Source organism: Polaromonas sp. (genome assembly GCF_041689105.1).
In the GTDB taxonomy this organism is placed as follows: Bacteria; Pseudomonadota; Gammaproteobacteria; order Burkholderiales; family Burkholderiaceae_C; genus Polaromonas.
Window position 1 is genome coordinate 1 of record NZ_JBDNGU010000190.1, and the last position, 12,930, is coordinate 12,930.

The 12,930-nt window shown below is 62.8% G+C and carries 11 protein-coding genes and 1 pseudogene; 8 read left to right on the top strand and 4 right to left on the bottom strand.

Annotation, left to right across the window (positions count from 1 at the left end):
• Positions 1-465: 465 nt before the first annotated feature.
• Positions 466-1,374: pseudogene (locus ACESMT_RS18875) on the bottom strand (YifB family Mg chelatase-like AAA ATPase); the annotation flags it as partial.
• 220 nt (positions 1,375-1,594) lie between these two features.
• Here ACESMT_RS18875 and ACESMT_RS18880 point away from each other — a divergent pair.
• The 7 genes from ACESMT_RS18880 to glcF all read left to right on the top strand — a co-directional run bounded on the left by ACESMT_RS18880 (position 1,595) and on the right by glcF (position 8,751).
• Positions 1,595-2,362 carry a TorF family putative porin gene (locus tag ACESMT_RS18880; RefSeq protein ID WP_372828135.1) on the top strand — a complete coding sequence of 256 codons (768 nt, stop codon included), beginning with the start codon at positions 1,595-1,597 and terminating at the stop codon, positions 2,360-2,362.
• 36 nt (positions 2,363-2,398) lie between these two features.
• On the top strand, positions 2,399-2,737 hold the full coding sequence (glnK, locus tag ACESMT_RS18885; RefSeq protein ID WP_077591625.1) for a P-II family nitrogen regulator: 339 nt from the start codon (positions 2,399-2,401) through the stop codon (positions 2,735-2,737).
• Positions 2,738-2,766: 29 nt separating this feature from the next.
• Complete coding sequence (locus ACESMT_RS18890; RefSeq protein WP_372828136.1) at positions 2,767-4,167, top strand: ammonium transporter; 1,401 nt, start codon at positions 2,767-2,769, stop codon at positions 4,165-4,167.
• Between the two features lie 296 nt (positions 4,168-4,463).
• Positions 4,464-5,330 carry an aldose 1-epimerase gene (locus ACESMT_RS18895; RefSeq protein ID WP_372828137.1) on the top strand — a complete coding sequence of 289 codons (867 nt, stop codon included), beginning with the start codon at positions 4,464-4,466 and terminating at the stop codon, positions 5,328-5,330.
• Positions 5,327-6,259: an SMP-30/gluconolactonase/LRE family protein gene (locus ACESMT_RS18900; RefSeq protein WP_372828138.1), complete on the top strand. Its 933-nt coding sequence runs from the start codon at positions 5,327-5,329 to the stop codon at positions 6,257-6,259. Before ACESMT_RS18895 ends, ACESMT_RS18900 begins: the two co-directional genes overlap by 4 nt.
• A 75-nt stretch (positions 6,260-6,334) precedes the next feature.
• Entirely contained in the window at positions 6,335-7,492 is a 1,158-nt protein-coding gene (gene glcE / locus ACESMT_RS18905; protein ID WP_372828139.1) for a glycolate oxidase subunit GlcE, read from the top strand.
• A gap of 14 nt (positions 7,493-7,506) precedes the next feature.
• Positions 7,507-8,751, top strand: coding sequence for a glycolate oxidase subunit GlcF (glcF, locus tag ACESMT_RS18910; RefSeq protein WP_372828140.1), 1,245 nt, complete (start codon positions 7,507-7,509; stop codon positions 8,749-8,751).
• A gap of 51 nt (positions 8,752-8,802) precedes the next feature.
• Here the strand turns inward: glcF and ACESMT_RS18915 are convergent, their stop codons facing one another.
• From ACESMT_RS18915 to lplT, 3 genes are all read right to left on the bottom strand, one after another.
• The gene (locus ACESMT_RS18915) at positions 8,803-9,288 is read right to left on the bottom strand and encodes a glutathione peroxidase (RefSeq protein WP_372828141.1); all 486 of its coding nucleotides are present in this window, start codon (positions 9,286-9,288) and stop codon (positions 8,803-8,805) included.
• 52 nt (positions 9,289-9,340) lie between these two features.
• Positions 9,341-10,207 carry a DMT family transporter gene (locus tag ACESMT_RS18920; protein WP_372828142.1) on the bottom strand — a complete coding sequence of 289 codons (867 nt, stop codon included), beginning with the start codon at positions 10,205-10,207 and terminating at the stop codon, positions 9,341-9,343.
• A 64-nt stretch (positions 10,208-10,271) separates the two neighbouring features.
• Positions 10,272-11,552: a lysophospholipid transporter LplT gene (gene lplT / locus ACESMT_RS18925; protein WP_372828143.1), complete on the bottom strand. Its 1,281-nt coding sequence runs from the start codon at positions 11,550-11,552 to the stop codon at positions 10,272-10,274.
• Positions 11,553-11,737: 185 nt separating this feature from the next.
• On the opposite strand from lplT, the gene alr reads away from it, so the two are divergent.
• Positions 11,738-12,832 carry an alanine racemase gene (gene alr / locus ACESMT_RS18930; RefSeq protein WP_372828144.1) on the top strand — a complete coding sequence of 365 codons (1,095 nt, stop codon included), beginning with the start codon at positions 11,738-11,740 and terminating at the stop codon, positions 12,830-12,832.
• Positions 12,833-12,930 lie beyond the last annotated feature (98 nt).

Consider the following 12,930-nt stretch of genomic DNA (forward strand, 5'->3'; position numbering starts at 1 on the left):
CGTCCATGAAGGTGCAAAGTGGGCGAAGAAGCCCGGCAATGCGGCTCTCAGAGCCGCAAATCTGGTCCAACTCGGGCAAAAATCTTCAATCGATGGGCCATACCGAAAAGTGCCGTTTCAAAAACGGGGCTTATTCAGCGTTGCCCTAAGTTGCAGGTGAACTGCGCAATGAAGCGGTAGCCCACGACGTCATCTTCAAGCGTCGGCCGCACGAGCGCTTCGAGCGTCTTGCTCATCCCATTTGTAAAAGCTTCCATCACTTCGGTGCAGTTGTACGCTCTATACCAGTTCGAACCAGTTTTTGATATCTGAACTGCCTGTCTAAGGCGCCATGAACCCCTGAAACAAGGAGCCTCAAGGCCATGACATATTTGACGCTTAACTGTGAAACTCGTGTGCGTTTAACTTTGTTCGGATTCTCTAAAGATTGTTGATTTTTTGGAAAATCGTTTGCGCTTAACTATGGTGATGACCACCGGGCCGGGGCGGTGAGCCGCCGCCGACCAGTGCCACAGCACTGGCGGTGTGGTGCGGCGAGCAGGTCGGTCGCTGGGCCCATCTGTCCACTGAAAAGCGGCCGCCCAGCGAGGCAATCGCCGCGCTTTGCAGTGCTTCGTCGGTGCTCATGGCGGGCAGCAGGCCGGCAAAACGCTGGGCCAGCATGGACTTGCCAGAGCCCGGTGGGCCGACCATCAACAGGCTATGGCCACCTGCGGCCGCAATCTCCAGTGCCCTTTTTGCCGCCACCTGGCCTTTGACATCCGCCAAGTCGGGGTAGGACGCGGGCTGCTGAACCGCGCTGGCTTCGACACGGGCCCAGCCGGCCGAGTTTTCGGCAATCGCATCGCCGGGCAAAAATTGCCTGACCACATCCAGCAGGTGGCGCGCGCTGTACACCTCGGCTTCTGGCACCAGTGCGGCCTCCTGCGCACTGCCCTCGGGCAGCACCAGCCGGGGCCGGGGCTGGTCAGCGTGCTGGACCGGCAGCGCCAAGCTCATGGCCAGTGCGCCGCGGACGGGACGCAATTCGCCACCCAGTGACAGCTCGCCGGCAAATTCGTAACCTTCCAGTTTGCGTGTCTCTATCTGTCCGCTGGCGGCCAGAATGCCCAGTGCAATCGGCAAATCGAAGCGGCCCGAGTCTTTGGGCAGGTCAGCGGGCGCCAGATTGACCGTGATCCGCTTGTTGCTGGGAAACTCCAGCCCGGTGTTCTGGATGGCCGAGCGAACCCGCTCGCGTGCCTCCTTGACCTCAGTTTCTGCCAGGCCCACCAGCGTGAAGCTCGGCAGCCCGTTGGCCAGATGCACTTCGACACACACCGGATGGGCCTGCATGCCCAGCAGGGCACGGCTTTGCACTAAAGACAGGCTCATGGTCCGATTTCTCCCTGTTATGCACCAAAAATGCGCAATCGCATGCGCACCAAAAAAGTGCAGATCTTGTACTTATTTCAGTTCACTGTAACGCGGAACGCCATCTGGGCGACGACACACAAGCCAAAAGCCTACAGACTTTGGCACGCTCCGTGCTAAAGGAAACCCGTATTCAAGAAAAATGACCTTTTAACTTATCACTTACCTTCTGGAGCCATCGATGAAATTTAAAGCCACCCACATCGCCGTCGCAGCAGCTTTCCTGGCCGCAGGCAGTGCGTTTGCCCAGGCTGCCGCACCGGCGCCTGAGTCCACCGTGTCTTACAACATCGGTGCCACGACGGATTACCGCTATCGCGGCATCTCGCAGACTGGCAAGAAGCCTGCGATCAATGGCGGGATTGACTATGCACACAGCAACGGCTTCTACCTGGGCACTTGGGCTTCGACCATCACCTGGCTGAAAGACTCCACCGCCAACCCCAACACCACCAAGGGCCCGATCGAAATCGACTTGTACGGCGGCTACAAGGGTTCCCTGGCTGAAGGCGTGGGTTATGACGTCGGCGGTCTGTATTACTGGTACGCGGGCAACAACATGACAAAGACGGCTGGTCAAGTCAGCCCCAACACCTTCGAGCTGTACGGCGCAGTGACCGTGGGTATCGTTACGGCGAAGTACTCGCACGCCACGACCAACCTGTTTGGTACGGCCAACAGCAAAAACAGCGGCTACCTCGACCTCAGCGCCAACTTTGACCTCGGCTCCGGCTGGTCCATCGTGCCGCACGTCGGCGCGCAGAAAATCAAGAATGGCAACTCCTACACGGACTACTCGGTGGCCGTCAACAAGGACATCGACGGTCTGGTGGTGAGCCTCGCAGTGGTAGGCACCAACGGCCTGGGCGGCCCCTACACCCTGCCTGGTTCGGGCACGCGTGACCTTGCCAAGGATGGCCTGGTCCTGTCCGTCAAGAAAAGTTTCTGAAATAAAACGGCATCACGCCAAGGCGAAGGAGAACACATGAAACTAGTAACGGCCATCATCAAACCGTTCAAGCTGGACGAAGTCCGCGAGGCGCTGTCCGGCATTGGCGTGCAGGGCATCACCGTGACCGAAGTCAAGGGCTTCGGCCGCCAGAAGGGTCACACCGAGCTGTACCGCGGCGCTGAGTACGTGGTGGACTTTCTGCCCAAGGTCAAGATCGAGGCTGCGGTGTCCGACGAACTCGTTGACCGCGTCATCGAAGCCGTCGAGGGCGCTGCCCGCACCGGCAAGATCGGTGACGGCAAGGTCTTCGTCTACAACCTGGAGCAGGTTGTGCGCATCCGCACCGGTGAAACCGGCAAGGAAGCGCTGTAAGCGCTCCCCCCTAAAAAGAGAACACTGACATGAAAAAACTACTTCTTTCCCTCGCATTGGGGTTAAGTCTGCTGACATCCGGCGTGGCGGTTATTGCCCAGACGCCAGCGCCTGCCGCGTCTGAAGCTACCGCACCTGCTGCTGCGGCTCCCGCCGAGGCGGCGGCACCGGCGGCCGCAGAGGCTCCGAAAGTGGAGGCTGTTGTCAACAAGGGCGATACCGCCTGGATGCTGACCGCCACCATGCTGGTCATCCTGATGACCATTCCTGGTCTGGCACTGTTTTACGGTGGCCTGGCCCGCTCGAAGAACATGCTTTCCGTGCTCATGCAGGTCTTCGTGATCTTTTCCTTGATCACGCTGCTGTGGGCCATCTACGGCTACAGCCTGGCTTTTGGCGGTGGCGGCTCTTTCATCGGAACCTTCGACAAGATCTTCCTCAAGGGCGTAACTGTGGACTCGGTGGCTGACACCTTCAGCGCCGGCTTCAAGATCCCCGAGTTTGTGTTCATTGCCTTCCAGGCGACGTTTGCCGCGATCACTTGCGGCCTGATCGTCGGATCGTTTGCCGAGCGCATGAAATTCTCGGCTGTGCTGATGTTTGCGGTGCTCTGGTTCACTTTCAGCTACCTGCCCGTTGCCCATATGGTCTGGTTTTCTGAAGGATATCTGTTCAAGATGGGTGCGCTCGACTTTGCAGGCGGTACGGTGGTGCACATCAATGCTGGTATTGCCGGCCTGGTGGGCGCCTACATGGTTGGCAAACGTGTGGGTTACGGCAAGGAAGCCATGACCCCTCACAGCCTGACATTGACCATGGTCGGTGCTTCATTGCTGTGGGTGGGCTGGTTCGGCTTCAACGCCGGTTCCGCACTCGAAGCCAATGGCACGGCTGCGCTGGCCTTTATCAACACCATCCTCGCGACTGCTGCGGCGACCCTGTCCTGGATTGCCGGCGAATCGCTGTCCAAAGGCAAGGGCTCCATGCTGGGTGCTGCGTCCGGTGCGGTGGCAGGTCTGGTAGCAGTGACACCGGCCGCTGGCTCCATCGGTCCGATGGGCGCGATTGTGCTCGGCCTGATGGCTGGCCTGATTTGCCTGTGGGGCGTCAACGGCCTGAAGAAAATGCTGGGTGCCGACGATGCGTTTGACGTGTTCGGCGTGCACGGCGTGGGTGGCATTCTCGGTGCCCTCATGACGGGCGTGCTGACTGCGCCCAGCCTGGGTGGAACCGGCGCGGCAGAGTTCGCCATCGGCGCCCAGGTGTTCACACAGTTCAAGGCTGTGCTGGTCACCGTCGTCATTTCGGGCGTGGTTTCCTTCATCGCCTACAAGGTGGTGGACCTGACCATTGGTCTGCGCGTCAATGAAGAAGACGAGCGCGAAGGCCTGGACATCACCTCCCACGGCGAAACTGCCTACAACCGTTAAACGGCAAACCGTACACGCCGCAGCTGCCTGGCATTTGCCTGACAGTTGCGGCAGGATTGAAATAGCGAGAGTCTCCTTTGGATGTTTGGCCCGCAAGAACTTCGGTTCCTGCGGGCCATTTTTTTTGACTTTCGCTGGTGCCGGTCAGTAAGCGAAGGCGAAAAAGCATCTTTTCAAGCAGGAGCCGCGGATCCGGCTTTGCCGGTCCGCAGGCGTAGCGCCCCCTAGCAGGGGGGCAGAGAGCCACGCGCAGCGAGCGAACGTGGGGGCAGTAGTTTGAGATGCACAATGGCGCAATGAGCCCTTCCATCACATTGACTGGCACCGGCCTGCGCTGCGAGATCAAGCCCGAACTCGGCGGTTGCATTGCTGGCCTGTGGCTGGGCGACATTCCCGTGCTGCGCTCCACACCTGCCAGTGCGCTGCGGTCGGTGCGCCTGGCCGGTTGTTACCCGCTGGTGCCGTTTTCCAACCGAGTCGGCCACGCCACCCTGAATTGGCAGGGCACCAGCCACCCGCTGGTGCAAAACAACGAGCCCGAGCTGCATGCCCTCCACGGCACTGGCTGGCAGCGGCCCTGGCAGGTGCTGGACCAGAGCGAGCAGTTGTTGATGCTGGCCTGCGAACACCGCCCCGATGCGTCCTGGCCGTTTGCCTTTGACGCCTCCCAAACCCTGCGTATCAACGGCAACACGCTGGAGCTGACCCTGAGCATGACCAACCAGTCGGCCACCCCGGCCCCGGCTGGCATAGGCTGGCATCCCTATTTCGCCAAACGCCCCGGCAGTCACATCCACTTTGAGGCGGCAGGGTGTTGGGAGATGAGCGACGAAAAACTGCCCACCCACCGCGAGCCCTCGCGCGGGCTGGATACAGCCTGTACCCCGCTCGATGTGGACCACTGCTTTGACGGCTGGGGCGGCCTGGTGGAACTGCGCGACGAGTTGCTTCACACACGCATCACTTCCAGCCTCACCCGGCTCGTGGTTTGCACCGACAGCACGCGTGACTTTGTGGCCATCGAGCCCGTCAGCCATGTCAACAACGCCATCAACCTGCTGCAGGCCGGCGCAGGACCGGCCGATGCACTGGGCGTGCGGGTTCTGGGGCCCGGCGAGTCGATGAGCGCGCACATGGGCATCCAGGTGGAGCTTGTTCAATGAACGCGCGCTGGCAAGTCGTGGTGACGCAACCTGACGGTTTGGGCGAATCACCTTTCTGGCATCCCGACGAGCAGATGCTCTACTGGGTCGATATTCCGGGTCGACAGATTCGCCGCTGCAACGTCTTCACGGGCTCGGTCCAAAGCTGGGCCATGCCGGCGGAGCCCGGCTGTATCGCCCCGGCCCGTACGCAAGGGCAGGACAGCGGCCTGGTCATCGCCCTGCGCGACGGCATCTACCGGGCCCCCGAGTGGGGCGGCCCGCTGCAGCAACTGGTGCCCGCCACACACGACACCGTCACCACGCGGTTTAACGATGGCAAGGCTGACCCGATCGGGCGTTTCTGGGCCGGCACCATGTACGAGCCGCGCGACGCGGCCTCGGCCGAGCTTTTTTCGCTCGATGCCCGGGGTGGGCGCGCACCGGTGCTTGAACGCAAGGCGGGCGACGCCACCATCGCCAATGGCCTGGCCTGGTCGCCAGACACCACCACCGTGTACTGGACCAACACCACCGACCATGTCATCCGCGCCTGGGACTGGGACGCCGCCAGCAATCAGATGCAGCGTGGCCGCGTGTTCCGGCAATTTGCCTGCAAGCCCACAGACTGGCAGCCCGGCATGCCCGGTTACGGCGGGCGGCCCGACGGCGCGTCAGTAGACAGCCAGGGCAACTACTGGATGGCCATGTTTGAAGGCGCACGGGTGCTCAAGTTGTCGCCTGCGGGGGATATCCTGGCCGACATCGCTACCCCGGTGCGCTGCCCGACCATGGTGTGTTTCGGCGGTGACGATCTGCAGACCCTGTACCTGACCAGCGCGCGCCACGGCCGCCCGGCCGACGAGCTGGCCGCGATGCCGCATTCCGGCTGCGTGTTGGCCATGCGCGTTGACGTGCCGGGGCTGCCGGTCAACTTCTTCGTTGACTAGCAGTCAAAAAAACCGAACAGCGGCCGTTCAAAAAAATCAAACCACCTTGTGGCGGGGCGACATACCATCAGCGCCATGGATTCAGCGCTTCAATTGATCATCGGCCAGGTCCGCGCAGCGGCGGCAGCCGGCACGGCCCTGCGCATTCGCGGCGGCGGCAGCAAGGACTTTTATGGCGAAGCCACCACCGGCGAGCTGCTGGACACCCTGCCGCTGGCCGGTATCAGCAGTTACGAGCCGACCGAGCTGGTCGTGACTGTGCGCGCCGGCACACCGCTGGCCGAGCTGGAGGCCGTGCTGGCCGAACGTGGCCAGTGCCTGCCTTTCGAGCCGCCGCATTTTGGCGGCAGTGCGACCCCTGAGACCTTGGGTGAAGGATCCACATCCCGTGGCACCGCCGCCGGGAGCGCAGCGACCGTCGGTGGCATGGTCGCCGCTGGCCTGAGTGGCCCGGCGCGAGCCAGCATGGGTGCGGTGCGCGACTATGTGCTCGGCGTGACCCTGCTTAATGGCAAGGGTGAACTGCTCACTTTCGGTGGCCAAGTCATGAAAAACGTGGCCGGTTACGACGTGTCCCGCCTCATGGTCGGCGCCATGGGGACGCTGGGCGTGATCACGGAAGTCAGCCTCAAGGTGCTGCCGCTGGCGCCTGCCGAGGCGACCCTCAAATTTGAAATGAGCCAGGCCGACGCGCTGACGCAACTCAATACCTGGGGCGCTCAACCGCTGCCGCTCAATGCCAGTTGCTGGGTGGACGATGGCGGGGTACCAACCTTGTACCTGCGGCTGCGTGGTGCCGTGGCCGCCGTGGATGCCGCCTGCCGGGCACTGGGCGGTGAGCGCCAGGACAATGCAGCGACCGCGACCGACTGGGCGCTGTGCCGCGACCAGCGCCTGCCCTGGTTTCTGGAGCGCGGCGGGCGTGACCTGTGGCGCCTGTCGGTGCCGCAAACCGCGCCGGTGATGGACTTGCCGGAGCCGCCGCTGATCGAGTGGCACGGCGGTCTGCGCTGGGTACGCGCGGCGCCCGAAGAGGCCCCAGGCCTGCGTGCCGCCGCCGCAGTCGCAGGCGGCAGCGCTACGCTTTTCATGGCTGGTAGCGCTCGATCCACAAGGGTGGAAGACCGATTTGATGCCTTGAAGCCGCCGCTGGACCGGATCCACCGCCAGCTCAAAAAAGAATTCGATCCGACCGGCGTCTTCAATCGCGGCCGCCTCTACCCCGACTTCTGAGAACGTCAGTCCTGATGCAAACCAACCTCGCCCCTGAATTCAAAAACACCGCCGATGGGCAGGCCGCCGAGGCCATCCTGCGCAAGTGTGTGCATTGCGGCTTTTGCACCGCCACCTGCCCCACCTACCAGTTGCTGGGCGACGAGCTCGACGGCCCGCGCGGGCGCATCTACCTGATCAAGCAGGTGCTGGAAGGCGAAGCGCCCACACGCAAGACCCAGTTGCACCTGGACCGTTGCCTGACCTGCCGCAACTGCGAAACCACCTGCCCCAGCGGCGTGCAGTACGGGCATCTGGTGGACATAGGCCGCAAGCTGGTGGATGAACGGGTGCCACGGCCTGCCGGCGAAAAAGCCCTGCGCTGGGCACTCAAGGAAGGCCTGCCGTCGCCACTGTTTGCACCGGCCATGAAACTTGGTCAGGCGGTGCGCGGCTTGCTGCCTTCGGCGCTCAAGGCCAAGGTGCCGGCGCCGCAGCCGGGCGGCGCTTGGCCGCAGCGCGAACACCCGCGAAAGATGCTGATGCTGGCTGGCTGTGTGCAGCCGGCCATGATGCCCAACATCAACACCGCGACGGCCCGCGTGCTTGACGCAGCCGACATTCAGGCGGTGCTGGCGCCCAAGGCCGGCTGCTGCGGCGCGGTCAAGTTTCACCTGAACGACCAGGACGGCGGCAAGGCCGAGATGCGCCGCAACATCGACGCCTGGTGGCCGTACGTCGAGGCGGGTGTGGAGGCGATCATCATGAACGCCTCGGGCTGCGGCGTCACCGTCAAGGAGTACGGCTACATCCTTCAGGACGACGCGACCTACGCCGCCAAAGCCGCCCGCATCAGTGCGCTGACGTGTGATCTGAGCGAGTTGCTGCCTGACCTGGTCGAGGTTTTGCGGGAGAAAATTTCCATCAGAGCCGAAAGCGGCACCATTGCATTTCACCCGCCCTGCACCCTGCAGCACGGCCAGCAATTGCGCGGCGGTGTTGAAAAACACCTGGGTGCGCTTGGCTTCAACGTCAAGGTGACGGGCTGCGAGCCGCATTTGTGCTGCGGCTCCGCCGGCACCTATTCGGTACTGCAGCCGGAGATTGCCTACCAGCTGCGCGACCGCAAGCTGGGCCATCTCCAGGACATGGCGCCCGAGGTGATTGTGTCGGCCAACATCGGCTGCATCACGCACCTGCAAAGCGGCACCGCCACGCCGGTCAGGCACTGGGTTGAAGTGCTGGATACGGCACTGGCATCGCAGATAGCTATCAAATAAATAGCTACTTGTGCCGGATACACAAGGGCTGCCGGCCTATTCTCCTATGAATCAGGCCGCGAGCGCAGCTTCCACATCTTTCGCCAGATCAGCCGGCTTGTCCGTCGGCGCATGCCGCCGTATCACCTGGCCGTCCTTGCCGACCAGGAACTTGGTGAAGTTCCATTTGATCCCCTTGCTGCCCAGCAGCCCGGGCGCTTCAGACGACAGCCATTTGTAGAGTGGGTGCGCCGCCGGGCCGTTGACGTCAATCTTGCCCATCATCGGAAAACTCACGCCGTAGTTGACCTGGCAGAACTCGGCGATCTCGCCGTCGGCGCCCGGGTCCTGCGCGCCAAACTGGTTGCACGGAAAACCCAGCACCACCAACCCCTGGCCGGCATAGGTTTTGTGCAGCTCTTCCAGGCCGCCAAACTGTGGCGTGAAGCCGCACTGGCTGGCGGTGTTGACGATCAGCATGACCTTGCCCTTGAATTGCGACAGTGCAATGTCCTTGCCGTTGATCTGCCGGGCCTCGAAGTCGTAGATGCTGCTCATGGGGTGCTCCTGGTTGGATCTGTCACTGTACTGTAGTGAGCAACCGTAGGGGCTATTTTCTAGCCGCCAGCAAGGCGGCCAGCACGATCAGGCTGCCGCCCAGCAGAGTGCGGGGGCTGAACTCCGCTGCGCCCAGGGCCGCAGCAGACAAGCTGGCAAAGAGGATCTCGGTCAACATCACCAGCGCGGTGGTGCTGGCAGCCAGCCGCGCTGCACCATATTGCAGGGCCATGTTGCTGATCAGGAAGGCCAGTGCCAGCGCCATCGCCACAGGGAGCCAGGTTGTCGTCCAGACCGGCGCTGAAACAATGCCCCCAGCCAGACCGAGCAGCGCTGCAGCGCTGGCCAGCACGCCGCCGCCGCCGAACATGGCCAGCATGCGCGAGGCGCTGGGTGTGTATTCAAGCTTGCGCAGTAACACGTTGGTAGCTGCAAAACTCAGCCCGCCCATCAGCGCCAGCCAGTCCGCAATACCTTGTGGCACCGGCCAGGGGGAGTCCGGCGCTTTGAGCACGATGAATACACCGGCCATGGCCAGCAGTAGTCGAAGTAGCGAAGCGCGGGTTGGTTTTTCCCCGAGCATGGCCCAGGCCAGCAGCACCGACCATGCTGGCATCAGGTAAAACAGCAGCACCACGCGCACGACGTCGCCCACGGTGACGGCCCAGTTGAAGCCGACGTTGGTCAGGCCTGCGGCGACGGCCAGCCACCAGAGCTGCGGGTGCTGGGCAAAGCCACGCCAGCTGCCGGGTCGCCATGCGGCAATACAGGCCAGCGAAAAGAAGTAAATCAGGGCGGTGGACCACAGTGGGTGCAGGCCCATGGCCTGCAGTTCGCGAAACGGCCACCACGACACGCCCCACACAAAAGCATTGCAGATCAGGGCACCCACTGCCAAGCCTGTGGCGCGGGGACTCATGGGAAAGTTGCGTCAGGTGGGCGCTGAAAGTGGCCCGCGGGTACCTGAACTGTAGCGGCCCGCATCAGTGCGAGTTGTCGCTGCGGGCGATCGTCAGCAGGTGGTCTACCTGCTCTTTGTGTTTGATGCAGTTGCTTTTGTGCCAGCGCTGAATTATCCACATGAAGCCCGCCACCACCACGCCAAAGGTGGTGATCGCGCCGAAGGCCGACAGTCCCATGCCGGTGGACAGGCTGTAGCCCGCGCCCAGCGCCAGGATACAGGCCTGCTCGTTGAAGTTCTGCACCGCAATCGAACGGCCCGCGCCCATCAGGTTGTGGCCGCGGTGCTGCAGCAAGGCGTTCATGGGCACCACCAGGAACCCGCCCAGGCCGCCCAGCAGGATCAGGAAGGGCGCTGCCACCCAGACGTTGGTGATGAAGTTCATCAAGATCACCAGCACGCCCATGGCAATGCCCAGCGGCATCACCATGGTGGCGTGCTCCAGCCGCATGCGCATGGACGCGAGGATGGCGCCGAAGGCTGTACCAATCGCCACCACGCCCACCAGAGAGGACGCCTGCGTGGTGCTGTAGCCGAGCGCGGCAGCACTCCAGGCCAGCACGATGTAGCGCAGGTTGCCCGACACGCCCCAGAACAGCGTGGTGGTGGCCAGCGAAATCTGTCCCAACTTGTCGCGCCACAGCGCTGCATTGCAGTTCCAGAAATCCGGCAGCAGCTCCAGCTTGTTGCGTGGCATGGGCCGCATCTCCACGCCAGTGTGCGGGATGCGGGTGTTGAACCAGGCTGCAAGTGCGTACAGGATGATCAGCGCACAGATGGCCGCTTCCGGCGGCGTGTCAATACCTGCGTCGAAAACCGGAAAATCAAACGACAGCAGCAGGTGGGACACCGAACGCCCGACCAGTTGGCCGCCCAGCAGCACGCCGAGGATGATGGATGCGATCGTCAGACCCTCGATCCAGCCATTGGCCTTGACCAGCTGCGAGGCTGGAAGTAATTCCGTCAGGATGCCGTATTTGGCGGGCGAGTAGGCGGCCGCGCCCAGTCCGACAATCGCGTAGGCCAGCAGTGGGTGGCTGCCGAACAGCATCATCAGGCAGCCCACCACCTTGATGGCGTTGCTGACGAACATCACCTTGCCCTTGGGCTGTGCGTCGGCGAAGGCACCGACGAAAGGCGCGAGCACCACATAGAAGAGCGCGAACATGGGCACCAGCGCTGCGGGCTGCCATTTGGGTGCGCCACTTGTCCTGAGCAATTCCACGGCGGCGACGAACAGCGCGTTGTCAGCCAGCGAGCTGAAAAACTGGGCCGCCATGATGGTGTAAAAACCGCGCTTCATTAAACTGTTTTGATCACCGTTGCGAACGCCCCAGGCTGGCTGGTGCCACAAGATAAAGTAGATGTCTCCTGACGATCAAGGTTTATAGCACGCGGCAAGCTGGCAAAATCCACAAATTCGCCTTGCGTCCCATGTGTTAACCCGCGACGTGCCCCCCGTTTTTCCCTGCCGAGCAAGCCCCACCCATGCCCCGTCCCATTCTTGCCACCATTCACAGCGCTGCACTGAGCCACAACCTGGCACGCGTGCGCGCCTCAGCGCCGGATGCGCGGGTCTGGGCAGTGGTCAAGGCCGATGCCTACGGCCATGGCATCGAGCGGGCCTTTGACGGGCTGCGCGGCGCCGACGGTTTTGCGCTGCTGGACCTGGACGAGGCGAGGCGCGTGCGCGCGCTGGACTGGCGCGGCCCCATCCTGCTACTTGAAGGGTGCTTCGAATTGCGCGACCTGGAGCTTTGCTCGCGCCTGGGCCTGTGGCACACGGTGCACTGCGACGAGCAGATAACCATGCTCGCCACCCACAAGACCCAGTTGCCGCACCGGGTTTTCCTCAAGATGAACTCGGGCATGAACCGCTTGGGTTTTGCGCCCGAGCGTTACCGCGCGGCATGGACGCGCCTCAACGCCTTGCCGCAGGTGGACGAGATTTCATTGATGACGCATTTCAGCGATGCCGATGGTCCCAAAGGTATTGCGGCGCAGCTGCAGGCCTTTGAAGCTGTCACCCACGACCTGCCCGGTGAGCGCACATTGAGCAACAGTGCCGCCACCCTGCGCCACGGTGCGGCTGTCGGAGAAAAGTCCGACTGGATACGCCCCGGCATCGCGGTCTACGGCAGCTCGCCCGATTACCCGGAAAAAAGCGCCGCTGACTGGGGCTTGCATCCGACCATGACGCTGTCCTCGAGAATCATCGGCGTGCAGCAACTGGCGGTGGGCGACACCGTCGGCTACGGCTCCAGTTTCACCGCCGATGGCCCGCTGCGCCTGGGCGTGGTGGCCTGCGGTTATGCGGATGGGTATCCGCGCCACTGCACCAGCGGCACACCTGTGCTTGTCAACGGCCAGCGCGTGCGCATGGTGGGCCGGGTCAGCATGGACATGATCACGGTGGATCTGACGCCAGTGCCCGATGCCGGCATGAACAGCGAGGTGACGCTGTGGGGGCGATCAGCCAGCGGGGCCATGCTGGCCATCGATGAGATTGCGCAGGCCGCGGGTACCGTGGCGTATGAATTGATGTGCGCCGTGGCACCTCGCGTGCCGTTTGCCATCGATTGAAGGCGCCACGCCCGGTGAGCTGAATGTCACGCACCACGAGCGGTAAACGGCCTGTTGTCCTGCTCCGTCCTGGAAGCCGACCGCTTGCAAGGGTTATC